At 74.5% G+C, this 24,181-nt stretch carries 21 protein-coding genes; 10 read left to right on the forward strand and 11 right to left on the reverse strand.

Going from position 1 to position 24,181, the window contains the following annotated elements; all coding sequences use genetic code 11:
• Position 1 precedes the first annotated feature (1 nt).
• On the reverse strand, positions 2 to 922 hold the full coding sequence (locus ACFYXA_RS12120; protein ID WP_389031315.1) for an ATP-binding cassette domain-containing protein: 921 nt from the start codon (positions 920 to 922) through the stop codon (positions 2 to 4).
• A 109-nt stretch (positions 923 to 1,031) separates the two neighbouring features.
• On the opposite strand from ACFYXA_RS12120, the gene ACFYXA_RS12125 reads away from it, so the two are divergent.
• From ACFYXA_RS12125 to ACFYXA_RS12135, 3 genes are all read left to right on the forward strand, one after another.
• Positions 1,032 to 2,186 (forward strand): histidine kinase, encoded by a 1,155-nt coding sequence (locus ACFYXA_RS12125; RefSeq protein ID WP_352252026.1) that lies wholly within the window; start codon positions 1,032 to 1,034, stop codon positions 2,184 to 2,186.
• 38 nt (positions 2,187 to 2,224) lie between these two features.
• Positions 2,225 to 2,887 (forward strand): response regulator, encoded by a 663-nt coding sequence (locus ACFYXA_RS12130; RefSeq protein ID WP_389031319.1) that lies wholly within the window; start codon positions 2,225 to 2,227, stop codon positions 2,885 to 2,887.
• 134 nt (positions 2,888 to 3,021) lie between these two features.
• Complete coding sequence (locus tag ACFYXA_RS12135; protein WP_389031322.1) at positions 3,022 to 4,212, forward strand: ROK family transcriptional regulator; 1,191 nt, start codon at positions 3,022 to 3,024, stop codon at positions 4,210 to 4,212.
• A 7-nt stretch (positions 4,213 to 4,219) separates the two neighbouring features.
• Here ACFYXA_RS12135 and ACFYXA_RS12140 read toward each other — a convergent pair whose 3' ends face one another.
• Together ACFYXA_RS12140 and ACFYXA_RS12145 are read right to left on the reverse strand one after the other, a co-directional pair.
• Complete coding sequence (locus ACFYXA_RS12140) at positions 4,220 to 4,978, reverse strand: GntR family transcriptional regulator (protein WP_352252022.1); 759 nt, start codon at positions 4,976 to 4,978, stop codon at positions 4,220 to 4,222.
• A 284-nt stretch (positions 4,979 to 5,262) separates the two neighbouring features.
• Positions 5,263 to 6,144: an RNA polymerase sigma-70 factor gene (locus tag ACFYXA_RS12145; protein WP_352252020.1), complete on the reverse strand. Its 882-nt coding sequence runs from the start codon at positions 6,142 to 6,144 to the stop codon at positions 5,263 to 5,265.
• 229 nt (positions 6,145 to 6,373) lie between these two features.
• Here ACFYXA_RS12145 and ACFYXA_RS12150 point away from each other — a divergent pair, with 229 nt between their 5' ends.
• Complete coding sequence (locus tag ACFYXA_RS12150; RefSeq protein WP_352252018.1) at positions 6,374 to 7,207, forward strand: alpha/beta fold hydrolase; 834 nt, start codon at positions 6,374 to 6,376, stop codon at positions 7,205 to 7,207.
• Here ACFYXA_RS12150 and ACFYXA_RS12155 read toward each other — a convergent pair.
• Entirely contained in the window at positions 7,144 to 8,121 is a 978-nt protein-coding gene (locus tag ACFYXA_RS12155) for a DMT family transporter (RefSeq protein WP_389031327.1), read from the reverse strand. The two genes, ACFYXA_RS12150 and ACFYXA_RS12155, sit on opposite strands and share 64 nt — an antisense overlap.
• 47 nt (positions 8,122 to 8,168) lie before the next feature.
• Here ACFYXA_RS12155 and ACFYXA_RS12160 point away from each other — a divergent pair, with 47 nt between their 5' ends.
• The 3 genes from ACFYXA_RS12160 to ACFYXA_RS12170 all read left to right on the forward strand — a co-directional run bounded on the left by ACFYXA_RS12160 (position 8,169) and on the right by ACFYXA_RS12170 (position 12,912).
• Positions 8,169 to 9,641 (forward strand): PLP-dependent aminotransferase family protein, encoded by a 1,473-nt coding sequence (locus ACFYXA_RS12160; protein ID WP_389031330.1) that lies wholly within the window; start codon positions 8,169 to 8,171, stop codon positions 9,639 to 9,641.
• Between the two features lie 132 nt (positions 9,642 to 9,773).
• Complete coding sequence (locus ACFYXA_RS12165; protein WP_389031333.1) at positions 9,774 to 11,348, forward strand: alkaline phosphatase D family protein; 1,575 nt, start codon at positions 9,774 to 9,776, stop codon at positions 11,346 to 11,348.
• Between the two features lie 262 nt (positions 11,349 to 11,610).
• Positions 11,611 to 12,912 carry a GNAT family N-acetyltransferase gene (locus tag ACFYXA_RS12170; protein ID WP_352252011.1) on the forward strand — a complete coding sequence of 434 codons (1,302 nt, stop codon included), beginning with the start codon at positions 11,611 to 11,613 and terminating at the stop codon, positions 12,910 to 12,912.
• A 92-nt stretch (positions 12,913 to 13,004) separates the two neighbouring features.
• On the opposite strand, the gene ACFYXA_RS12175 is transcribed toward ACFYXA_RS12170, so the two are convergent.
• A complete protein-coding gene (locus ACFYXA_RS12175) occupies positions 13,005 to 14,243 on the reverse strand; it encodes a trans-sulfuration enzyme family protein (protein WP_389031336.1) in 1,239 nt (412 codons plus the stop codon).
• Between the two features lie 60 nt (positions 14,244 to 14,303).
• On the opposite strand from ACFYXA_RS12175, the gene ACFYXA_RS12180 reads away from it, so the two are divergent.
• Positions 14,304 to 14,813: an Lrp/AsnC family transcriptional regulator gene (locus ACFYXA_RS12180; RefSeq protein ID WP_389031339.1), complete on the forward strand. Its 510-nt coding sequence runs from the start codon at positions 14,304 to 14,306 to the stop codon at positions 14,811 to 14,813.
• 82 nt (positions 14,814 to 14,895) lie between these two features.
• Entirely contained in the window at positions 14,896 to 16,587 is a 1,692-nt protein-coding gene (locus tag ACFYXA_RS12185) for a DUF885 domain-containing protein (RefSeq protein WP_389031342.1), read from the forward strand.
• Positions 16,588 to 16,652: 65 nt separating this feature from the next.
• On the opposite strand, the gene ACFYXA_RS12190 is transcribed toward ACFYXA_RS12185, so the two are convergent.
• The 6 genes from ACFYXA_RS12190 to ACFYXA_RS12215 form a co-directional block, all read right to left on the reverse strand.
• Complete coding sequence (locus ACFYXA_RS12190; RefSeq protein WP_389031346.1) at positions 16,653 to 19,643, reverse strand: AAA family ATPase; 2,991 nt, start codon at positions 19,641 to 19,643, stop codon at positions 16,653 to 16,655.
• Positions 19,640 to 20,803: an exonuclease SbcCD subunit D gene (locus tag ACFYXA_RS12195; RefSeq protein WP_389031349.1), complete on the reverse strand. Its 1,164-nt coding sequence runs from the start codon at positions 20,801 to 20,803 to the stop codon at positions 19,640 to 19,642. Before ACFYXA_RS12195 ends, ACFYXA_RS12190 begins: the two co-directional genes overlap by 4 nt.
• An 81-nt stretch (positions 20,804 to 20,884) precedes the next feature.
• On the reverse strand, positions 20,885 to 21,511 hold the full coding sequence (locus ACFYXA_RS12200; RefSeq protein ID WP_352252978.1) for a YigZ family protein: 627 nt from the start codon (positions 21,509 to 21,511) through the stop codon (positions 20,885 to 20,887).
• 55 nt (positions 21,512 to 21,566) lie between these two features.
• Positions 21,567 to 22,103, reverse strand: a complete 537-nt coding sequence (locus ACFYXA_RS12205; RefSeq protein ID WP_389031353.1) for a hypothetical protein — start codon at positions 22,101 to 22,103, stop codon at positions 21,567 to 21,569.
• Positions 22,104 to 22,298: 195 nt separating this feature from the next.
• Positions 22,299 to 22,889 carry a SixA phosphatase family protein gene (locus tag ACFYXA_RS12210; RefSeq protein WP_389031356.1) on the reverse strand — a complete coding sequence of 197 codons (591 nt, stop codon included), beginning with the start codon at positions 22,887 to 22,889 and terminating at the stop codon, positions 22,299 to 22,301.
• Positions 22,886 to 23,611: a hypothetical protein gene (locus ACFYXA_RS12215; RefSeq protein ID WP_389031359.1), complete on the reverse strand. Its 726-nt coding sequence runs from the start codon at positions 23,609 to 23,611 to the stop codon at positions 22,886 to 22,888. The genes ACFYXA_RS12210 and ACFYXA_RS12215 overlap by 4 nt, the downstream gene beginning before the upstream one ends.
• Positions 23,612 to 23,745: 134 nt before the next feature.
• Here ACFYXA_RS12215 and ACFYXA_RS12220 point away from each other — a divergent pair, with 134 nt between their 5' ends.
• Positions 23,746 to 24,159: a CoA-binding protein gene (locus tag ACFYXA_RS12220; protein WP_389031362.1), complete on the forward strand. Its 414-nt coding sequence runs from the start codon at positions 23,746 to 23,748 to the stop codon at positions 24,157 to 24,159.
• Positions 24,160 to 24,181: the final 22 nt, after the last annotated feature.

Genomic DNA, 24,181 nt, shown 5'->3' on the forward strand with positions numbered 1-24,181 from the left:
GTCAGGCCTCCTGCGGATGGGCCGCGAACTCGGTGTCGGCGGCGGTCAGATCGAGGTAGGCCTGTTCCAGCGTGCCCTCCTCGGCGGTCAGTTCGAGCAGTGGGACACCCGCCTCGGACGCCAGGCGGCCGATGTCGTCCACGCGCGCGTGGTCGACGGTGAAGTGCCCTTCCCCGTGGGCGACGCCGTCGTGGCCGTGCCGGGCGAGGGCCCTGCCGAGCGCGTCGGGGTCGCTGGTGCGGACCCGTACCCGGGGGCGTACGCGCGCGTCGATGAAGTCCCGCAACGGGGTGTCGGCGAGGAGACGGCCCCGGCCCAGGACGACGAGGTGGTCGGCGAAGGAGGCGGTCTCGTTCATCAGGTGGCTGGACACCAGCACCGTGCGCCCCTCCGCCGCGAGCCGGCGCAGCAGTCCGCGGATCCAGATGATGCCTTCCGGGTCGAGGCCGTTGGACGGCTCGTCGAGCAGCACCACCGCGGGGTCGCCGAGCAGGGCGGCCGCGATGCCGAGGCGCTGGCGCATGCCGAGGGAGTACGTCTTGACGCGGCGGCGGGCGGCCGGGGCGAGGCCGGTCTCCTCCAGCACCTCGTCCACCCTGCGCGCGGGGATGCGGTTGCTCGCGGCGAGGGCGCGCAGGTGGTCGCGGCCGGTACGGGAGCCGTGCGGGGCCTGCGCGTCGAGCAGCGCGCCGACATGGCGCAGCGGCTCCTCGAGGGCGGCGTAGGGGCGGCCGTCGAGGGTGGCGGTCCCGGAGGTCGGGCGGTCGAGGCCGAGGACGAGGCGCAGCGTCGTGGACTTGCCGGCGCCGTTGGGGCCGAGGAAGCCGGTCACGCGGCCGGGCAGGACGCGGAAGGTGAGCCGGTCCACTGCCCGCCGTGGGCCGAACTCCTTGGTGAGGTCGCGGACGTCGATGCTGGTCATGGGCATCACTGTGGCCGCCCGTCCGGGGCCGGGTCCTCCCCCGCGGGTGGAGTCCGTCTCCCCCGCTCGGGGGAGGTCCGTTGTCAGTGGCGGCTGCCACCATGTGGGCATGGGCCGCTTCCTGCGTCCGCTGCTGCGGGGGACGACGTACACACGGCTGGTGCATCTGTGGGTGCCGATGCTGTTGCTGAGCGTCTGGATGTTCATCGACTCGTCGAATCCATGGGTGCCCGCTCTGCTGCTGGTGCCGGTCGGGCTGATTCCGGCGGTGCGCCGGGGCGAGGGGGTGCAGGCGGAGCTGCTGTTGACGCCGGGTGAGCGCGACCCCGGGTTCTCGGTGTCGCCGGCGACGGCCTGGCGGGACCGGCTGCGGACGGTGCTGTGGCTGGAAGCGCGCATGGTGTTGGGCGGGGTGACGGCGGCGGCCTGCGTCTGGCTGCCCGTCCTCGCGCTGGAGCTGGTGGCGGCCGCGCGCGGGCGGACGCACGACGACGTCCCGGTCCTCGCGGACGCGGCCCCGCACTGGTGGTACGCGCTGCTCGCGCCGCTCCCCCTCCTCGCGCTCGGCGCGGTCGTCGTCGGCATGGGCGAGGCGGTCACGGCCGTCGCCCGGTGGCTCCTCGGCCCGTCCGCCGGCGAGCGGCTCGCCGCCCTGGAGGAACGCACGGAGCAGCTCTTGGAGCGCAACCGCATCGCGCGGGAGCTGCACGACTCGATCGGCCACGCGCTGACGGTGGCGGTGGTGCAGGCGGGCGCCGCGCGGGCGGCGGGCGACCCGGAGTTCACGGACCGGGCGCTCGGCGCGATCGAGGAGACCGGCCGGGCCGCGCTGGAGGACCTGGAGCGGGTGCTCGGGGTGCTGCGCGAGGCGGAGCGGCCGGTGAGCGGGCGGCCGACGCTGGCCGAGGCCGACCGTCTGCTGGAGTCGGCGCGGACGTCCGGGGCGAAGGTGGACGCGGAGGTGACGGGGGCTGTGGAGGCGCTGCCGGGGCCCGTGTCCCGCGAGGGTTACCGCATCCTCCAGGAGGCGCTGACGAACGTGCTGCGGCACGCGGGCGCGGTGCCGGTGCGGGTCCGCGTCCATGCCGCGGCGGACGTGCTGACCCTGGAGGTCCGCAATCCGCTGACGGCCGCCGTCGCCGGGCCCGGGCGGGGCAGCGGGCTGCGCGGGATACGCGAGCGGGCGGCGCTGCTCGGCGGCCACGCGTCGACGGGCCCGGACGCCGGGGACTGGCAGGTACGCGCGGAGCTGCCGCTGAGCTGATGGTCAGACAGATCGCGGGCGGACTTTAAGCTGTGCGGGTGCCGCTTTCCGTACTGCTCGTGGATGACGAGCCGCTGGTCCGCGCGGGGTTGCGTGCCGTGCTGTCCGCCCAGCCCGACATCGAGGTCGTCGGGGAGGCGGCGGACGGGGCGGCGGTGATCCCGCTGGTGCGGACGCTGCGGCCCGACGTGGTCGCCATGGACGTACGGATGCCGTTGATGGACGGCATCGAGGCCACGCGCGCACTGCTGCGGACGGTGGACCGCCCGCCGAAGATCCTGGTCGTGACGACGTTCGAGAACGACGAGTACGTGTACGAGGCGCTGCGCGCGGGCGCGGACGGCTTCCTGCTGAAGCGGGCGCGGCCGGCGGAGATCGTGCACGCGGTGCGGCTGGTCGCCGAGGGCGAGTCGCTGCTGTTCCCGGCCTCGGTGCGGCGGCTCGCCGCCGAGCACGGCGACGGGGGCGGCAACCGTGCGGCCCGGGACGTGCTGGAGCGGGCCCGGCTGACCGAGCGGGAGGCCGAGGTGCTGCGGCTGATGGCGCGCGGGCTGTCCAACGCGGAGATCGCCGCGCGGCTGGTCGTCGGGGCGGAGACGGTCAAGTCGCATGTGAGCGCCGTCCTGGCGAAGCTGGGGGCGCGGGACCGTACGCAGGCGGTGATCACGGCGTACGAGTCGGGGTTCGTGGGGGTGGGCTGAGATCGCGCCGGGGGACGCGGGACGTAGGGTCGGCACGTGCGCGTGGGCGCGGTTCGTGTCGATTTCGTGCTCGTCGGGGTTCGCGGCGCCGAGTACGATCCGGCCCATACGCGCGCGAGCTGGGAGGACGGACGTTGGGGCGGCTGACCGGCGGGGATCCCTCGCTGTTGCGGAGGATCAATTCCGCGGTGGTGCTGCACGAGCTGCGTGCCGCCGACTGCGCGACGCTCACGGAGATCACGCGGGCCACCGGGCTGTCCCGGCCGACCGTCGAGGGGGTCGTGGAGGACCTCATCGGGGCCGGGCTCGTCGTCGAGCAGGCGGCCGAGGAGGGCGCCGCCCGGCGGCAGGGGCGGCCGGCGCGCCGGTTCAGGTTCCGGGCGGAGGCCGGCCATCTGCTGGGCCTGGAGATCGGGGCGCACCGCGTGGCCGCGCTGCTGTCCGACCTGGACGGGCGGGTGCTGGGCGCGCAGGCCACGGAGGTCGACGAGAGCGCCCCCGCCGACGAGCGGCTGGAGCGGCTGCGCACGGCGGTGGCGGAGCTGCTGCGCCGGGCGGGCGTGCCGCGCGGTTCGCTGCGGGCCGTGGGCGTCGGCACACCCGGCATCGTGGAGGCCGACGGGACGGTGCGGCTGGGCACCGCGCTTCCCGAGTGGACGGGGCTGCGGCTGGGCGAGCGGCTGGGCCGGTCCTTCAAGTGCCCGGTGCTGGTGGAGAACGACGCCAACGCGGCGGCCGTGGCCGAGCACTGGAAGGGCGCCGCCACCGGTTCCGACGACGTGGTGTTCGTGCTGGCGGGGCTGAGTCCGGGCGCCGGTTCGCTGATCGGGGGGCGGCTGCACCGGGGGTACGGCGGGGCGGCCGGCGAGATCGGCGCGCTGCACCTGCTGGGGCGGGGGGTCACGCCGGAGACCCTGCTGTCCACGACGGGCGAGCCGTTGCATCCGCTGGACGAGCAGGCGGTCACGCAGGTGTTCGCGCAGGCACGCGAGGGCGACCGGCGGGCCGGGGCGGCCGTGGAGCGCTTCCTGCAACGGCTCGTGCACGACGTGGCCGCGCTGGTCCTGGCCCTGGACCCGGAGTTGGTGGTGGTCGGTGGCTGGGCGGCGGGACTGGACGGCGTACTGGAGCCGCTGCGGCGGGAGTTGGCGCGCTACTGCCTGCGCCCGCCGCGGGTGGCGCTCTCGCTGCTCGGCGAGGCGGCCGTGGCGACGGGCGCGCTGCGGCTGGCCCTCGACCACGTCGAGGAGCAACTCTTCGCGGTGGAGGGCACGGTGACGGGCCGGTCACCGGCGGGGGCACACCTGAGCCCCAATGATTCGTGACGGGCCGTCAGGAGGCCTGGCGTGCGGGGTCGTCGTGGTGGATCTCCACGCCGCCCGACGCGCCGAACGTCAGCCGGCAGGTGTCCGCGCGGTAGGTGGCCGCGGAGAGCGCGGCGGTGCGGCCCCCGGCGAAGAAGCGGGTGGTGACGACGAGGACGGGCGCGCCGGGCAGCCGGTCGAGTTCCTTGGCGTCGTCCGCGCGGGCCGAGCCCAGCTCCACGGCCCGGTCCTGGCTCTCCAGCTCCAGGTGCTGCAGTTCGCGCAGCACCGCACGCGCGCGTGCCGGGCCGGAGGGGGCGTCGATCGCGGTCAGCTCGGGCACCGACGCCTGCGGGACGTACAGCAGTTCGGCGGCGAGGGGCCGGCCGTGTGAGACCCGGGAGCGGCGCACGATGTGCACGGGCTCGTCGCGGTCGGCGCCCAGGGCGTCGGCGACGGCCGCCGGCGGTACGGCGAGCGCGCAGTCGACCGGGTTCCACGTGTCACCGGACGCACCGGGCCAGCCGTGCCGCTCCGCTCCGACGTCCACGCGGGGCGGCGCGACCGTGGTGCCGACTCCCCGGCGGCGCTGGAGGCGGCCCTCCAGCTCGAGCTGCTCCAGCGCCTGGCGCAGCGTGGCGCGGGCGACCCCGTAACGGGCGGCCAGCGCACGCTCGTTGGGCAGCACCTCGCCCACGGCGAACTCCGAGTCCAGCGCCTCGGTGAGCACGGTCTTGAGATGCCAGTACTTCGGCTCAGGCACCGTCTCCAGCCGCAAGGTCCCCACCCTGTTCTCCGCTTGCAAGGTCCCCACCCTGTCCTTCGCGATCGCCGTGGCAGGCGGTGTTTTCGTGCCCTTGTTTATTAAGGGTTGTTGCACTTGTCTGCGACCATAAGGCGGCCCCCATCCACGGTCAAGATCAATCTTCGAACGCTCTCGAAGCCCAAGGGAACAGGAGGGGTAAGCGTTTACGGAGCGTTCGCATCCGGCCCTTTCCGTGGACACGGCGGCAAAACAGCCGCAATGAAACGGAGGGTGCCCTACGGAAATTGACGGTGGGTAATCCGGAATCACGACCGCAGGGCGTGCAGCTTGTCCGGGTTGCGGATGACGTAGACGACCCGGACTCGGCCGTCGGCCACGTCGAGCTGGAGGACGGTGTCCGGCTCGCCTCCGGACAGGGTCAGCACGGCGGGTCCGCCGTTGACCTCCAGGAAGCGGAACGAGACGTCGGGAAGCCCCCTGCGGGCGATGCCGACGATGAAGCGGGCGACGTGGTCCGCGCTCTGGAGCACCCGCAGCGACGCCTGGACCTTGCCGCCGCCGTCGCCGACGAGCCGGGCGTCCGGCGCGAGCAGCGCCATCAGCCCCTCCAGGTCGCCCTCCGCGGCCGCGGCGAGGAACCGTTCGGTGAGTTCGCGCCGCTGGGCGGGATCCACGGTGAAGCGGGGCCGCCGCTCCTCGACGTGCCGGCGCGCCCGGCCGGCCAGCTGACGCACCGCCGGCTCGGAGCGGTCGAGGGCGGCGGCGATCTCGGCGTAGGGGTAACCGAAGGCCTCCCGCAGGACGAACACCGCGCGCTCCAGGGGTGACAGCGACTCCAGGACGACGAGGACGGCGAGCGAGACCGAGTCGGCGAGCACGGCCCGCTCGGCGGTGTCCGGGACGGTGTCACCGAAGTCGGTGAGGTACGGCTCGGGCAGCCAGGGGCCGATGTAGGCCTCGTCGCGGGACTTGACGCGGGTCAGGCGGTCCAGGGCGAGGCGGGTGACGATCCGCACCAGGTAGGCGCGCGGCCGGCTCACGTCGGCGCGGTCGGCGGCCGACCAGCGCAGCCAGGCGTCCTGGACGACGTCCTCGGCGTCGGCCACGCGGCCGAGCATGCGGTAGGCGACGCCCAGCAGCAGCGGCCGGTGCTCCTCGAAGACCTCGGTCGCGGTGTCTGTGGTCACCGAGCCATCCCATCCGACACGGCGGCCGGTGTCCAGACGGAGCGCCGCCGGGGGCTACCCGTCGGTAGCAATTGCTGACAAGCTGTCTACGTGACGCCCCGGCCACGGCCGCACCCGTCCGCCGCACCGCGCACCTGCCCCGAACTCCCCCACCCCGTAACGCCGTTGAACCAGAGCAACCAGCCGGACCAGTTCGACCGTTCAGCCCGTTCAGACGAGGAGCACCGCCATGTCCGCCGCCACCGTCTCCTTCACGGTCCCCTCCCCCAGCGGCCCACAGCCCGTCACCGTGTCCTACGCGCGCGCGGGGCGCGGCGAGCCGTTGCTCCTGCTGCACGGCATCGGGCACCACCGGCAGGCCTGGGACCCGGTGCTGGACATCCTCGCCACCGAGCGGGACGTGATCAGCGTGGACCTGCCCGGCTTCGGCGCGTCCCCGGGGCTGCCTGAGGGGCTCTCCTACGACCTGCCCACCACCACGTCGGTGTTCGGCGCCTTCTGCGAGGCGCTGGAGCTGGAACGCCCCCATGTCGCGGGCAACTCGCTGGGCGGTCTGCTGGCGCTGGAACTCGGCCGGGAGAAGCGCGTACGGTCCGTCACCGCGCTGTCCCCGGCGGGGTTCTGGTCGGAGGCGGAGCGCCGTTACGCCTTCGGCGTCCTGCTGACCATGCGCCACCTCTCCCAGCGGATGCCGTTGCCGATGGTCCAGCGGCTGTCACGGTCGGCGGCCGGTCGTACGGCCCTCACCAGCACCATCTACGCCCGCCCGGGCCGCCGTTCACCGGAGGCCGTGGTCGCCGAGACGCTGGCGCTGGCCGGGGCCACAGGGTTCGACGAGACCCTGCGGGCGGGCACGAGCGTCAAGTTCACCGACGACGTCCCCGGCATACCCGTCACCGTCGCCTGGGGCACCCGGGACTGGCTCCTGGTGCGTCGCCAGGGCGTCCGGGCCAAGCAGATCATCCCGCAGGCCCGCCTGGTACGGCTCCCCGGCTGCGGTCACTGCCCGATGAACGACGACCCGGCACTCGTCGCCCGCGTGCTCCTCGACGGCAGCCGCTGACCCCCTCGGCCCCCGGCGCCGGTCACCGGCGACGCCCCGCGCCTCCGGGCCAGCACACCCGCGCCGAGGGCGACTCCGGCTCCCACGAGGGCGCTGCCGGCGGCCTGGGCGAGGCCGTAGGATCCCGTGCCGGCCAGCGGCGCGGTACCGGCGGCGGCGACCGGGATGAGACCGGAGAACAGCGTGGCGCGCTCGGCGCCGATCCGCTGCATGCCCATGTACCAGCACACGAAGCCGACGACGGTGACGACCACCGCCTGCCACAGCAGCGCGGCGGTCTCGCCGGCGTCGGGCCGGCGCAGCCACGCGCCGCCGTCGAGGACCGCCCCGAGCGCCGCGGACTCGACGGCGGCGAGCCCGCACACCGTCGCGGACAGCAGCCGTGGGCCCAGCGGCCGCAGCAGGGGCACGGCCAGCACCGCGAAGCCGACCTCCCCGGCCAGTGCGCACAGGGACCAGGCGATGCCGGCCGGGTCCGTACGGCCCCAGCCCTGCACGGTGAAGGCGCCCATCGCCACCAGCGTCGCCCCGCACAGAACCGCCCGGCGCGGCCGTCGCCCCTCCATCAGCGGGACCATGACCGCCACGACGACCGGCGCGCAGCCCACGAAGACGCCGGGGACGGCGGGTTCGGCGGAGCGTTCGGCGGCGAGGACGGCGAGGTTGAAGCCCACCATGCCCACGGCGGCCAGCAGGGCGAGGCGGGCCCACTGACGAGCTGTCAGCGCGCGCAGTCGAGCCCGTGTGCCATGGCCGGCGAGGGGGACGAGCAGCAGACAGGCGAGGCCGTAGCGCAGGGCCTGCCCGCCCGCGTACGGGTAGGAGCCGAGGACGCTGTTGGCTGTGAAGGAGCCGCCGACGAGGATGCAGGCGAGCGCGGCGAGCAGGGAGCCGCGTGCGGTGGTGGCGTTCATGACGGCGACGTTAGGAAGTGCGGCGGCCCGGCTTAAGGTCCACTTCCATGACGCCATCGGGGACCAATCCGCACGCACCCGTCGCCGGAGAGTCCGCCTCCGCCGCATGGGAGCTCCTGCTGCCGGCCGCGGCGGCGCCCGCACGCGCGCGGGGGCGTTCGCTCCGGACGGCCCTGCGCGAGGCGGTCCGCTCAGGGCGGCTGGCGCAGGGCACCCGGCTGCCGTCGAGCCGGGACCTCGCCGCTGACCTGGGCGTGTCGCGCGGGCTGGTCACGGAGGCGTACGAGCAGCTGACGGCGGAGGGCTATCTGCGCAGCGAGCGCGGCGCCGGGACCTGGGTGAGCGGCGCCGTGCGGGCGGCCCCGCCCCGGGCGCGGGACCTCGCCCCGCGCCCGCCCGGGGTGCGCGCCGACTTCGTGCCGGGGACACCGGACCTGTCGCTGTTCCCACGGGCCGCGTGGGCCGCCGCCCAGCGGCATGTGCTCGCGGAGCTCCCCCACCAGGAGCTGGGCTACCCCGACCCGCGCGGGCTGCCCCGGCTGCGCACCGCGCTCGCCGAGCTGCTCGCCCGGCGGCGGGGCGTGGTCGCCGACCCCGAACGGATCGTCGTGGTCTCCGGTGTGGCGCAGGCGACGGCCCTGCTCGGACTCGTGCTCCACGCGCGCGGGATCGACGCGGTCGGCGTGGAGGATCCCGGCAGCCCGCAGCACAGCGCGCTGTACGCGGCGGCCGGCGTCACCGCCGTACCGCTCCCCCTCGACGACGAGGGACCGGCGCTGGGCCCGCTGAGGGCGTCGGGCGTGCGGTCCGTGGTGACCACGCCCGCGCACCAGTTCCCGACCGGCATCGCCTGCTCGCCGCGCCGACGTACCGAACTGCTGGAGTGGGCCCGCTCGGTGGACGGCTATGTGCTGGAGGACGACTACGACGGCGACTTCCGCTACGACCGCGCGCCCGTCGGCGCGCTTCAAGGCCTCGACCCGGAGCGGGTGGCGTACACCGGATCGGTCAGCAAGTCCCTCGCGCCGGGGCTGCGGCTCGGCTGGCTGCTCGTGCCCGAGGCACTGGCCGACGAAGCGGTGGAGCGCAAGAGGACCATGGATCTGGGCCATCCCACCCTGGACCAGGCGCTGTTCGCCCGGTTCGTGGAGCACGGCGACTACGACCGTCAGCTGCGCCGGTGCCAACGCGCCTACCGTGAGCGGCGGGACGCCGTCGTCGACGCGCTCGGTGAGCACTTCCCCGGCACGCGCGTGTCCGGCATCGCCGCCGGCCTGCACGTCATCGCGACGCTCCCCGAGGAGTACGGCCCGTGGGCCCGCTTCGCCGCGCGGACGGCCGAGGCGGGGATCGAGGTGCGGGCCCTGGCCGCGTACGCGCACGCCGGGTTGCGCGAAGGCGTGCCCGAAGCCGGCGGCCACGCCGACGAAGTGAGTCTCGTGCTCGGGTACGCGCACCTGTCGCCGGCGCGGATCCGGGACGGTGTCCGGTTGATGGCGCGGGCCGCGGGCCGGCGTTGAGCGGCGGCCCGCGGCGGCCGGTGTCCGCCTCCGCGCCGCGTCCTGATGTTCACGTCCGGTTCGCGTGCCGGCCGTGGCGGGGCCGTAGGGATGGCTGTGCACACCGGTCGGTTCCGTCTCAGGAGGCCTGTCATGTCACTTCGTCCGCTCCCCGGGCGTCGCAGCGTGCTGCGCGGCTCGCTGGCCGCGTCGGCGGCTCTGACCCTGCCCGTCGCGGCCGGCGCGGCGCCGGCCCTCGCCCTGTCGGGGCGCCCCCGGGCCGGCTGGGGCGTGCAGGCCGGGGACGTGACCACCGACTCCGGGCTGGTGTGGGTGCGCTCGGACCGGCCGGCGCGGATGATCGTGGAGACGGCGGCCACCCCGTCGTTCCGCGATGCGCGCCGTCGGCTCGGTCCCCTGCTGGGCGCGGACAGCGACTTCACGGGCACGACGCGGCTGCACGGGCTGCCGGCCGGCGAACAGATCCACTACCGCGTCCTGCTGGCCGACCCGGACGACCCGCGCCGTACGGGCGAACCGGTGACCGGCACGTTCCGCACGGCGTCCGCGACGCGGCGCGACGGCGTACGGTTCGTCTGGTCCGGCGACCTGGCCGGACAGGGCTGGGGCATCAACCCGGATCTCGGCGGTTACCGCATCTACCGGGCGATGGCCGCGCTCGACCCCGACTTCTTCCTGTGCAGCGGCGACAACATCTACGCCGACGGCCCGCTCGCCGGGTCGGCCCCGCTCCCCGGCGGGCGGACCTGGCGGAACGTCACCACCGAGGAGAAGGCGAAGGTCGCCGAGACGCTCGCCGAGTTCCGCGGCAACTTCCGCTACAACCTGCTCGACGACAACCTCAGGCGCTTCAACGCCCAGGTCCCCTCCATCGTGCAGTGGGACGACCACGAGGTCACCAACAACTGGTATCCGGGCGAGATCCTCGGGGACGCCCGGTACACCGAGAAGGACGTGGACGTGCTCGCCGCGCGGGCCCGCCGGGCGTTCTCGGAGTACTTCCCGATCTCCACCCTGCGCCGCCCGAGCGGCCGGGTCCACCGGGTGCAGCGGCACGGCCCCCTGCTGGACGTCTTCGTGCTGGACATGCGCACCTACCGTGACTCCAACTCGCCGGACGCCCAGACCGCCGACGCTCAAGGCATCCTCGGCCGGGAGCAGTTGGAGTGGCTCAAGCGCGAACTGGCCCGCTCCCGCGCGGTGTGGAAGGTGATCGCCGCCGACATGCCGCTCGGACTGGTCGTGCCCGACACCACCGACGGCGAGCCCAACTTCGAGGCGGTGGCGCAGGGCGACCCGGGCGCGCCGCTCGGCCGTGAGCTCCAGATCGCGGAGTTGCTGCGGTTCGTCAAGCACCGGCGGATCACGGGCACGGTGTGGCTGACGGCGGACGTCCACCACACCTCGGCCCAGCACTACGACCCGTCACGGGCGGCGTTCAAGGACTTCGCGCCGTTCTGGGAGTTCGTCTCCGGGCCGCTGAACGCGGGCGCCTTCCCGGCGAGCGCGCTGGACGGCACGTTCGGCCCGGACCGCGTCTTCGTGAAGGCGCCGGCCACGGCGAACGTCTCCCCCGCCGACGGCTACCAGTTCTTCGGAGAGGTCGACATCGACGGCGACAACGGGGAGTTGACGGTGCGGCTGCGCGAGCAGGACGGCACGGTCCTGTTCACCAAGGCGCTGCAGCCGGGCCGCGTCGGGCAGTGACGGCGACGCGACGGCGGCCGTGCCGTGACTCCCGTATTCTGAAAGGGAGTTCCGCGCATCGGCGTCATCTCCCGGCGCGCGGTGCGGTCACCGGGGATGGCGCAGGACCTCGGTCGTCGACGATGCGAGAGTCCGGACGGCGCACGCCTCCATACCCGTACAACTCTTGATGAAAGGGTCAAATGGTTCCTTTACCCATCGGTCACAAACCGTTCGTGATCACGCAACACCGTTCCTTCACAGTGGCTGCATGACTCGAGACATGACTGACGACACGCACTGCGACCCCAAGCGCCCGGCGCGCCGCCGGCTGCGCGCCGCCCTGGAGTTCGCCACCCCGTGGCTCACACGGCGCCACGACCACGTGCCGCCCGCGAGCGATACCGGCGATACCGGCGCCCGGCCGCCCTCAGCGACGGGGCCGGCCGGGCAGAAGTCCGAACTCCCCGCTCCCGCCGCCGAGTCGAGCACGCTGTGGCGGATGCGCACGACGGTGAAGGACGAGCCGGGTTCGCTGGCCGCACTCTGCGCGGCCCTCGCCGCACACCGGGTCGACATCCTGAGCCTCCAGACGCACCCGCTGGGCGAGGACACGGTGGACGAGTTCCTCCTGCGGGCGCCCGGCGCGCTCACGGCGGCGGAGGTCACCGGGACCGTGGCTCAGGCCGGCGGCACGGACACCTGGATCGAACGGGCCGACGCCCACGACCTCGTGGACGCCCCGACCAGGGTCCTGGGCCTGGCCACCCGCACCGCTCTCGACCCCGCCGAACTTCCCCTCGCCCTGCGCCAGTTGCTGGGCCGGTGCACGATCCGCTCGCTGCCCGCCACGGGCGGACCCGGCGGCCGGGAGCCGGAGCACGTCCCCGTGGAGGGTGTGCTGGAGGACACCGTCATGCGCCTGCGGGCGCCGGAAGGCGGAGTGATCACCGTGGAGCGGCCGTATCTGCCGTTCACCCCGACCGAGTTCGCGCGGGCGCGCGCGCTGGTCGAGCTGGACGCCCGGCTCGGTCCGCGTGTCCCGCCCCAGCTCGACGTGCTGACGCTGCCTCAGGGCGACGACATCACCGTGCGCCGGGCCGGCGCCGGTGACGTGAAGGCGGCCAAGGCGATGCACCTGCGCTGCTCGCCCCGCACGCTCGGGCTGCGCTACCACGGGCCCGTCGGCGACGCCGACCGCTACCTCACCCACCTGCTCAGCCCGCGCCACGGCCGCACCCTCGCCGTGCAGACGCCGTCGGGACGCGTCATCGCCCTCGGCCATCTGCTGTGGGACGGGGACGAGACGGAGGTCGCCCTGCTCGTCGAGGACGAGTGGCAGCGGCGCGGCATCGGCGGCGAACTGCTGGGCCGGCTGGTCGCGATGGCCCGGGAGGCGGGCTGCGCGAGCGTCTACGCGGTGACGCAGGCCTCCAACACCGGCATGGTCGCCGCCATGCGCGGGCTGGGTCTGCCCCTCGACTACCAGATCGAGGAGGGCACCCTGGTGATCACCGCCCGCCTGGAGCGGGCCGGCGCCGGGGCGGCCTCCGACCGCTACGAGAGGCAGGCCGCGCACGACTGACGCGGACCGTCCGGAGGGCGGCCCGGTGGCGTACGACGCCGCCGGGCCGTTCCGCGTACGGCGACCCGCGTCACCGACCGGCCGGGGGTCCGTCACACCACCGCGCGGCTGTGCCCGGCCCGTGCGCGAGGAATCGTTTCTCCCATTGCGGGCGCCGGGCCGGCCCCCAGCGCCGCGTCCAGGTCCGCCCACAGGTCCTCGACGTCCTCCAGGCCCACCGACATCCGCAGCAGCCGGTCGCCGACCCCGGCGTCCCGCCGGTCCCCTGCGTCCACGATGCGATGACTGATGGACGCCGGGTGCTGGATGAGGGTGTCGACGCTGCCGAGGCTCACGGCGGGGGTGATCAGCCGGACGCCGGCGATCACCTCGTGCGGATCGCCGTACACCTCGAAGGCGACCATCGCGCCGCTTATCTGCGGATAGTGGACGCGAGCGACGCGGGGGTCCGCGGCCAGCCGGCGGACCAGCTCGGCGGCGGTCGCCGAGGCGGCCCGCACCCGCACCGGAAGCGTCGACAGCCCGCGCAGCAGCAGGTAGCCGGCGAGCGGGTGCAGCACCCCGCCGGTGGCGAACCGTGTCTGCCGCAGCCGCCCCGCGAACTCCTCGTCGCAGGCGACCACGCCCGCCATGACGTCCCCGTGGCCGCCGAGGTACTTGGTCGCGCTGTGCAGCACGAGCCGCGCGCCCTGCTCGGCGGGCCGCTGGAGCACCGGTGTGGCGAAGGTGTTGTCGGCGAGCAGCGGCACGGATCCGCAGGCGTGGGCCACCGCCCGAAGATCGACCTCGGCGAGGGTCGGGTTGGCCGGCGACTCGACCATCACCAGCCCGGTGTCGGGGCGCAGCGCGTCCGCGATCCCGGCCGGGTCGGTCCAGGTGACCTCCGAGCCGAGCAGCCCCGCGGTCAGCAGATGGTCGCTGCACCCGTACAGCGGGCGGACGGCCACCACGTGCCGCAGGCCCAGCGAGCCGCGCGCGAGCAGCACCGCGCTCAGCGCGGCCATGCCGCTGGCGAAGGCGACCGCGCTCTCGGTGCCCTCCAGCCGGGCGAGGGCTGTCTCGAAGCGGGCGACCGTGGGGTTGCCCAGCCGGCCGTAGACGGGCGGGCCCTCCGGTTCGGCGCCGGTGGCGGCGAACGCGTCGATGCGGGCGGCCTCGGCACGGCTGTCGTAGGAGGGATAGGTGGTGGACAGGTCGATGGGCGGGGCGTGCAGGCCCTGGCGGGCCAGGTCGTCCCGGCCGGCGTGCACGGCTTCGGTGGCCAGTGCGCGGGGCGTTCCCGGCGTGCGTACACCGTCGTACGCGTGTGTGCTCGCGGAGGCAAAGTCCATGGACGGCAGGGTGAACACCGGACGGTGTCGGCGGGGAATCGGCCGTGCTACGTTCGGCCGATGGCCGATTCCGTCGTACTCGACCCGGTGGACCTCCAGCTGCTGCGGCTGCTGCAGAACGACGCCCGGACCACCTACCGCGATCTCGCGGCGCAGGTCGGGCTCGCGCCGTCGACGTGCCTGGACCGGGTGACGCGGCTGCGCCGCTCGGGTGTGATCCTCGGGCACCAGCTGCGGCTCGATCCGGCCAAACTAGGGCGGGGGCTGCAGGCGCTGTTGTCAGTGCAGGTCCGGCCGCACCGGCGGGAGCTGGTGGGGCCGTTCGTGGAGCGGGTGCGGGCGCTTCCTGAGGCGCTCACCGTGTTCCACCTGACCGGGCCCGACGACTATCTCGTGCACGTCGCGGTCGCGGACATGGCCGATCTGCAGCGGCTCGTCCTGGACGAGTTCACGGCCCGGCGGGAGGTGGCCCGGGTGGAGACCCGGCTGATCTTCCAGCGGTGGGACTGCGGCCCGCTGCTCCCGCCCGGCCCGCCGGCCCCACCGCCGCCGCCGTCTTCGCAGGACTGAACCGGCGCGATCAGGCTGACTCGGCGCGCCGTCCGGGGAGACGGGGCTGACGCGGCGCCGGTACGCGTACGAGGATGGCCGCATGTCAGAGATCACCAGCCCGCTGCCCCGAGAGGTCGCCGACGCCTACGTCGACGAGCTCATCGCCCTCGACCCGGTCACCGGCACCTACCTCGGCGTGCCGGAGAGTTCGAGCCGACTGCCCGACCTGTCGCCCGCCGGACAGGAGGCCCTCGCGCGTCTCTCGCGGGACACCCTGACGCGGCTCGCCGAGGCGGAGCGGCGGCCCGGCGCGGAACGGGACGTCGAGCGCCGGTGCGCGCGCCTGCTGCGCGAGCGGCTCACCGCCCAGCTCGCCGTCCACGAGGCCGAGGAAGGGCTGCGCGCGGTCGGCAACCTGGGGATGCCGGTGCACAACGTGCGCGAGGTGTTCACCGTGACGCCGACGGGGACCGACGACGACTGGGCCGCGATCGGCCGGCGGCTGCGCGCGGTCCCGGCGGCGCTGGCCGGCTACCGGGAGTCGCTGGAACTCGGCCTGGAGCGCAAGCTGTACGCGGCTCCGCGGCCGACCGCTGCCTTCGTCGCACAGCTCACGGAGTGGGCCGACACCGACGGCTCGGGCCGCGGCTGGTTCGAGGAGTTCGCCGCCGCGGGGCCCGAGTCGCTGCGCGCCGAGCTGGACGAGGCGGCCCGGACGGCGACCGCGGCGGTCGTGGAGCTGCGGGACTTCATGCGCGACGTGTACGCGCCCGCCGTGGAGGGCGCGCCGCAGACCGTCGGCCGTGAGCGGTACGCCCGCTGGTCGCGCTACTTCAACGGCACCGACCTCGACCTGGACGAGGCGTACGCGTACGGCTGGGCCGAGTACCACCGGCTGCTCGCGGAGATGCGGCGGGAGGCGGAGAAGGTCCTCCCGGGCGCCGCGTCGCCGTGGGCGGCCCTCGCGCACCTCGACGAGCACGGCAAGCACATCGAGGGCGTCGACGAGGTCCGCGACTGGCTGCAGGGGCTGATGGACCAGGCGATCGACGCCCTGGACGGCACCCACTTCGAACTCGCCGAGCGGGTACGGAAGGTGGAGTCGCGGATCGCCCCGGCGGGCAGCGCGGCCGCCCCGTACTACACGCCCCCGTCGGAGGACTTCTCCCGTCCCGGCCGCACCTGGCTGCCGACGATGGGCCTGAACCGTTTCCCGGTCTACGACCTCGTCTCCACCTGGTACCACGAGGGCGTCCCCGGCCATCACCTCCAGCTCGCGCAGTGGGTGCACGTGGCGGAGAACCTCTCCCGCTACCAGGCCACCGTCGGCATCGTCAGCGCCAACGCCGAGGGCTGGGCGCTGTACGCGGAGCGGCTCATGGACGAGCTGGGCTTCCTCACGGACGCCGAGCAGCGGCTCGGCTACCTGGACGCGCAGATGATGCGGGCCGTGCGGGTCATCGTGGACATCGGCATGCACCTGGAGCTGGAGATCCCCGGGGACTCGCCCTTCCACCCGGGTGAGCGCTGGACGCCGGAGCTGGCCGAGGAGTTCTTCAACGCGCACAGCAGCCGCTCCGAGGACTTCGTGGAGAGCGAGCTGACCCGCTATCTGACCATCCCGGGTCAGGCGATCGGCTACAAGCTGGGTGAGCGGGCCTGGCTGCTGGGCCGGGAGAAGGCGCGCGAGCGGCACGGCGACGCCTTCGACCTCAAGTCCTGGCACATGGCGGCCCTTTCGCAGGGCTCGCTGGGTCTGGACGATCTGGTGGACGAGCTGTCGCAGCTCTGAGCGGATGCCGAGGCGGGGGCCTCAGGGTCCCCGCCGTGCTCGGGCGGCATCAGCGCGGCCGGGGGTCAGTTGACGCGCTGGCGCACGCTGGAGCCCGTGCGGTCCTTGACGACCTCCAGCCGGGCGTGGATCCGGCGGCGCAGATCGGCCACGTGGCTGACGATGCCGACGCTGCGGTCGCGTTCGCGCAGCGAGTCGAGGACGTCGAGGACCTCGTCCAGCGTCTGGTCGTCGAGGCTGCCGAAGCCCTCGTCGATGAAGAGCGTGTCCAGGCGGACCCCGCCCGCCTCGTCGGTGACGACGTCGGCGAGACCGAGGGCGAGGGCGAGGGAGGCGAAGAAGGTCTCGCCGCCGGACAGCGTGGCCGTGTCCCGCTCGCGGCCGGTCCAGGCGTCCACGACGTGCAGCCCGAGGCCGCTGCGCCCGCGCCCGGTCCGGTCGTCGGAGTGGACGAGGGTGTAGCGCCCGGAGGACATGCGCTGCAGCCGCGCGGTCGCGGCGGCGGCCACCTGTTCCAGGCGGGCGGCCAGAACGTAGGACTCCAGGCGCATCTTGCGCTCGTTGTCGGCGGAGGTGCCGGCGGTGAGGCCGGCCATGCGGGCGACGCGGTCGTACTCCTCGCGCAGCGGCCCGAGCCGCCGTACGCCGTCGGCGGCGCGCGCGGAGAGGCGGTCGAGTTCCTCGCAGCGGCGGGCGGCGGCGTCCTCGGCGGAGGCGGCCCGGCGCAGTCGGTCGGCGGCCCGGCCGGCGGCCTCCCGGGCGGCGGCGAGGTCGGCGGGCGGCCGCTGGGCGGCGGCCGCGGTCTCCGGTTCGGCGAGGACGGCCCGTACGGCGGTCTCCTCGGCCTGCCGGGCGTCCAGACGGCGTTGCAGCTCGCGGTGTGCGGCGTCGTCGAGGAGGGCGTCGGCGGCGGCCTGCGGGGTGTCGAACCCGGCCTTGAACGCGGCCTGGTCGAGGCGTCCGTCGGCGGTCTTCAGACGGGCGGCGGCGTCCTCGGCCGCGCGGACGGCGTCGGCGGCCTCGGTGAGCAGGGCGGCCTGGCGCTCCAGGTGCCCGATCCGCGCGGCGACGCTCTGCGCGCCTCCCCTGGCCTGCCTCAACTCCTCTTCCAGGGATTCCCGTTCACGCTCCAGCCGGTCCCGGTGGCCGACCCGGGAGGCGGCCCTGACCTGCGCCTCACGCTGGGCGGCGGTGCGCCGCTGGTGTTCCTGCTCGGCGCGGCGCAGTTCCTCGCGCGCGGGGTGCAGCGCGGAGGCGTCCCGGCGGGCCCGGGCGTGTTCGAGGTCCAGTTCCCCGGCCTCCGCGGCGAGCTGCTCGGTGGGAGTGTCGCCGGCTTCGGCGACGGCCCCGGCGAGCGCCTCCCGGACCGCGCCGAGGTCGCGTTCGGCGTCCGCACGGCGCTGTTCGGCGCTCTGCAGGGCGGCGAGGGCCTGTTCCTCGGCCTCGCGGTCGATGTGCCCGGCGTCCTTGCGGGCGGGCGCGGGGTGCTCGGTGGCGCCGCAGACGGCGCAGGGCGCGCCGTCCTTGAGAGTGGCGGCGAGTTCGGCGGCGATGCCGTCGAGCCGCTGCTCCTTGAGGTCGAGCCAGTGGGTGCGCGCCTGGAGGGCGCGGTCGGCCGCGGCGAGGGCGCGGCGCTGAGCCTCCTCGGTGTCGCGGGCCAGCCGGTCGCGCTGCCGGGCGGCGTCGAGCCGGCGCCCGGCGGGCTCGCGTCGCACGGCGAGCTGTTCGGCGTGGGCGGCGGCCTCCTGGGCGGAGTCGATCCGGCGCTGGAGTTCCGCACGGGTGGCGTCCCAGTCGGCGAGCCAGCCCTCCGTCTCCGTGAGGACGTCGTCGTCGGCGCGCTCCTGCCGGTCCAGGTCGGCCCGTTCGGCGGCCAGTTCGGCCAGCCGGCGTTCGCCGCGGCGGGCGGACTCCAGGCCGCCGAGCTCCTCGGCGGCCCGGCGGGCGGCGGCGGCGAGTCCGGCGGCGCCGTCGTCCGCGAACCGCTCCGGCAGCAGCGCACGCGCGCGTGCCTCGGCGGCGGCCGCGGCGCGGTGCTCGGCGGCGGCGGACTCCCGCAACTCCAGCGCCGGCGCCACCGCCTCCGCCTTGCGCGCCCGCTCCATCCGCGCCTGCGCCTCGCGGTGCTCCCCGGCCCGCTCCTCGAGCACCGCCGCCCGTTCGCGTGCTTCCTCGAACCGCCGCTGGAGCCGGGCGAGTTCGCGGACGTCGGACAGGTCGCGGTCGGCGGCGGCCTGGGCCGACTCGGCGGCGAGGCGGCCGTGGCGGGCGATGGTGAGCTGCTCGCGGGCGGTGCTGCGGGCGACGGCGGCGGCGCTCAGCACGGCCTCGGCGAGCCCTGGTTCGCCCGGGGTCAGCTCGGGCAGTTCCATGGCGTCGCCGGCGGCCTGCTGCATGCGGTGCGCGTCGGCGAGCAGCGCGGCGTCGGCCTCGCGCACGCGCGCCTCGGCGATGCGGCGGCGCTCGGCGAGGCGCTTCTCGACGTCGGCGAAGCGGCGGGTGTCGAAGAGCCGCCCGAGCAGCCGGCCGCGCGCCTCGGCGTCGGCGCGCAGGAAGCGGGCGAAGTCGCCCTGCGGCAGCAGCACGACCTGGCAGAACTGCTCGCGGCTCATCCCGAGCAGCTGGCCGATCTCCTCGCCGATCTCCTGGTGGGAGCGGCTGAGGTCCTTCCAGGCGCCGGCGCCTGCGTCGTACTCGCGCAGCCAGCTCTGGGCCTTCTCGACCGTGGTGCCCGTGCCGCGTTTCTTGGGGCGCTCCCAGGGGGGCTGCCGGGTGACCTCCAACCGGCGTCCGGCGACGGTCAGTTCGAGGGTGACCTCGGTGCGGGTGGCGGGGGCGGCGTGGTCGCTGCGCAGGGTCTGGCCCTGGCCGCTCTGGCGGGCCCCGGGGACGGCGCCATAGAGCGCGTAGCAGACGGCGTCCAGGACGGAGGTCTTGCCGGCGCCCGTCGGGCCGTGCAGGAGGAAGAGTCCGGCGGCGGACAGCTCGTCGAAGTCGACGCTCTGGGCGCCGCCGAAGGGGCCGAAGGCGGTGAGCCGGAGCCGGTGCAGCCTCACCGGGCGACCTCCCGCACCGCGTCGTCGGCGCGCACGGCGTCGAAGGCGTCCCGCAGCACGCCCTGCTCGTGGGCGTCGGGTCCGGCTCCGCGGACGTGGGTGACGAAGTCCTCGGCTATCTCCTGGTCGCTGCGTCCTGCCAGGCGGCGGGCGTAGGAGACGTCCGGGTCGTCCTGGGTCCGCTCGGGGTCGAAGACCAGGCTGAGGGTGTGCGGGAAGCGCTCGGCGAGCCGGGCCATGGGGTCGGCGGGGCGCGCGGCGTCGGTGAGGGTGGCCTCGACCCACGCCTCCTCGTGCGGGGTGAGCCCTGGGTCGTCGAGGAGTTCCTCCAGCGTGCCCCGGATCCGGGCCAGCGGGCGGGGCACGGGGCAGTCGATCCGCTCGGCGGCGAGCGATCCGTCGTCGCCGAGGTCGACCAGCCACATCGTCTTGCGGTGCGCGGCCTCCGAGAAGGAGTACGGCAGCGGGGAGCCGGAGTAGCGGACGCGCTCGGTGAGGGTCTGGCAACCGTGCAGGTGCCCGAGGGCCGTGTAGTCGACGCCGTCGAAGACGCCGGCGGGCACGGAGGCGACACCGCCGACGGTGATGTCCCGCTCGCTGTCGCTGGGTTGGCCGCCGGTGACGAAGGCGTGCGCGAGGACGACCGAGCGGGTGCCCGGCGCGCGTGCGGCGAGGTCGGCGCGCACACGGTCCATGGCGGCGGCGAGAACGGCCTCGTGGCCGGCCTTCTCCACCCCGAACTCGTCCTTGACTAGGGCGGGTTCGAGGTAGGGCAGGCCGTAGAAGGCCACGTCGCCGAAGGCGTCCGCCAGCACGACCGGTGTGCCGGCGGCGGCCGGGTCGGTGCGCAGGTGTATGCCGGCGCGGCCGATGAGGCCGGCGCCCACTCCGAGGCGGCGCGCGGAGTCGTGGTTGCCGGAGATCATCACCGTGGGCACGCCCAGCTCGGCGAGCCGGTGCAGGGCGTCGTCGAACAGCTCGACGGCGGCCAGCGGCGGGACCGCCCTGTCGTACACATCACCCGAGACGACCACCGCGTCGACCTCGCGCTCACGCGCTGTGCCGACGAGGTGGGCGATGAACTCGGCTTGGGCGCCGAGCATGTTCACCCGGTGGAAGGCCCGGCCGAGGTGCCAGTCGGACGTGTGCAGGAACCTCATGATCCTCGAGACTAACGGCCGGGTGTGACATCACGGGCGGTTACTCCCGTATCGCATCATCATATCGGCCACACGGAATCGTCAGACGTCCCCGTACGCCTCCCCGCCGAGCTCGAACCCGGCCGTCCCCGCCGTCGCGTCGGCGAGCCAGTGGCGGAAGGCGTCCACGTCGGCGTCCGGCAGGCCGATCTCGATCGTGACCGCCTCGCCGTAGCGGACGTCGCGGACCTCGCGACGCGTGGCGTGCAGGTCGTTCTGGAGCTTGCCGGCGCGCTGGTGGTCCACGGTGACGGTGGCTAGGCGGAAGCGGCGGCGGGTGCGGGTGCCGAGGACGTCCAGGGCCTCGCCGACGGCGCCGCCGTACGCGCGGATGAGTCCGCCGGCGCCGAGCTTGACGCCGCCGTAGTAGCGGGTGACGACAGCGACGACGTACCGCATGTCGCGGCGCAGCAGCATCTGGAGCATGGGCACACCAGCGGTGCCGCCGGGTTCGCCGTCGTCGCTCGCCTTCTGGATCCCGGCGTCGGCGCCGATGACGTAGGCCCAGCAGTTGTGACTGGCGTCGGCGTGCTCCTTGCGAACGGCCGCGACGAACTCCTGAGCCTCCCGCTCATCGGCCACGGCCCCGAGCGCACAAAGAAACCGGGACCGATTGACCTCGACCTCATGCACACCGGCACGGGCGACGGTGCGGTACTCGTCCTGCATCCGGCCAGGGTAGACGGTGGGCGGGGACGTGCCGACCGAGCGGGTGCGCCGGTTCTCATGACTCCGGTGAGGGCTGGACGGCCCGAGGAAAGCCCAACTCGTCCAGCAGCATGCTGAACACGTCCTCCACAAAGGTCTCCCGCGATCGCAGGAGCTTCTCGATCCGGGATCGCGGCGCTGTAACTGGGATGCCGGCCGCTGCGGCCCATCGGATGGCGCCTTCCGCTCCGACCGGAATCTCGGCTTCGAGCTCAGCGCGCTTGCGCTTGACGGCCTCTTCGAACTCGGCTGTGCCCTCCCACAGGCTCGTGTCGTCCTGGTCCTCGGGCCCCGGAGTGAGAAATGCCGCAGCGACGTCGGGCTTGAGCCACGCCCGCCAACTCCGCCCGTCGGTTCCCAGCCCGGCGACGAGGGCCACGTCGCCGTCATGGACGTCCGCGACGCAGGCCGGGGCGCCCGTCCATCCGACCAGCGCGGACAGGTGGCCGTCCCGCCACAGGCCGTGACGCACCTCGAGTGTCTGCCAACCACCCGGCCGTGGCCACCACGCATGCACGGTGTCCTTCAGCTCTCGCCCGACGCTGTCGAACACGGGCGCCTTCAGCAGCGGACGGTCGCTACGAGCGAAGACCAAATGACCCGAAAAGCCCATATTCGTTCCCCCCTTGGTGACATGCGCGCACCCTACGGCGTGCCACCGACAGAGCGCTCAGAGCCCGCCCCGATCACACCGGCCAGGACCGGGTGTCGGGCGCACTGCCTGCGTACGGCGTCGCGGTGGTCGAGGTCAGGCACGGTCGCGTCCTCTGGGGATGGTGAACGCTGAGAGGAGAGCTGTGTGGGGGGACAGGGTCTGCCAGGTGAGGCCGTGCCAGTCCAGGATTGCGATCGCGGAGGTCGGGAACTTCGTGCGGACCGCGGTGAGGGTGTCGTCGACGCCCTCGGCGGCCAGGGTGAGGATCAGCTCTTCCAGACCGGGGTTGTGCCCCACCAGCAGCAGGGTGCCCACCTCGGGCGGCGTTTCTTGGGCGACCTCCAGCAGGTCGGCGGCGTCGGCCGCGTACAGCCGGGGCTCGTGGCGGACCGGCGTCGCTGCCTGCCACTCGGCCGAGGCCAGTTCCCAGGTGCGGCGGGCGCGCTCGGCGGTGGAGCACACCGCGAGGTCCGGGATCCAGCCCGCCCGCGCGAGCGCGCGGCCGGCGGCCGGCGCGTCCCGGAGTCCGCGCGGCGCCAGTGGCCTCTCGTGGTCGGGGGTCCCTTCGGGCCAGGCCGACTTGGCGTGCCGCATCACCACCAGCCGCCGCAGCGGCACGACGCCGGCCACGGCCGGGCTCTCGGGACGAGACTCCGCGCCGGTCCCCTCCGCCCTCGCGTTCATGACGGCGATCCCAGGTCACGGGTGAGCTCCAGGCCCAGGAGGCGGTCGGCGTAGGCGTAGGTCTCGAAGCGGGCCCCGTCCGGGAGTTGGGGGCCCGCCTCCTCCACGCGGCGCAGTGTGCGCAGCACCTCGGGCACGTCGAGGTCGTCCTCCCACGCGGCCCTCAGCCGTCCGCGCACCTCTTCGGGGACCGGGCGCGAGGGCCGCCGCGCCCAGTCGGCGACCGCGCCGCGCCAGCGGACGAGGGTGTCGCGGGCCGCGCCCAGAGCCGTCTCGTCGAGGGCGACGGGCTCGCCGTGGCGGTGGGAGAGCAGGGCGAGGCGGAGGACGGCGGGGTCGGCGTCCCGCGACGCCGAGGCGGGGGTGAGCACCGGCCCCACGCCGATCCTGACGCCGTCGGGCGTCTCGGCGCCCGCTCTCACCACGTGCAGGGCCTGCGCCCCGCCCAAGCCGTCCCCGGGCCCCCGTCCCTCCTCGAAGGGCCGGATGCCGAGGGCCGCGGCGGCCGCCCGCAGCTTCGCCGGCTCTCCGCCGGCGGTGAGCGTGGCCAGCACGGGCGTGCCGCCGAGCTCCAGGGCGCGGACGAGCACGTCGGCGACGAGCAGGACACGCAACGCGCCCGTGTCGTCGCCCGAGGCGTGGGCCTCGACACGGGTCAGTCCACGGCGGGCGGGGGCGGCGGTGACGTACTCGCCGGTTCGGGCGTCGATGATGCGCAGCACGGGCCGAGCGTAGGCGGCCGACGGCCCGCCCGCAGGCCGACCGCGCGGAATGAGTGCCGCGTGTCCGCTGTTGTCCGTGCGAGCACCCTCATCGGCAGACAGCGCAAGCACACACAAGCTTCAGGAGGCCGCCCGTGTACGGCGACGAGGCAACCGTCCGCAAGATCCTCACCGAACTGGGCGACACCTGGGCGGTGGTGGGCCTGTCCTCGAACTCCCGGCGCGCGGCCTACGGCGTCGCCGAGGTGCTCCAGCGCTTCGGCAAGCGGGTCGTCCCGGTGCACCCCAAGGCGGAGACGGTGCACGGCGAGCAGGGCTACGCCTCCCTCGCGGACATCCCCTTCGAGGTGGACGTCGTCGACGTGTTCGTCAACAGCGACCTCGCGGGAGCGGTCGCGGACGAGGCGGTCGCCAAGGGCGCGAAGGCGGTGTGGTTCCAGCTGGGCGTCGTGGACGAGTCCGCCTACGACCGCACGCGCGCAGCGGGCCTGGAGATGCTGATGGACCGCTGCCCGGCGATCGAGATCCCCCGCCTGACCCGCCCTTGATGCCCTGTCCGGCGTCGGTGGC

It is taken from the genome of Streptomyces sp. NPDC002566 (assembly GCF_042889585.1).
GTDB lineage: Bacteria > Actinomycetota > Actinomycetes > Streptomycetales > Streptomycetaceae > Streptomyces.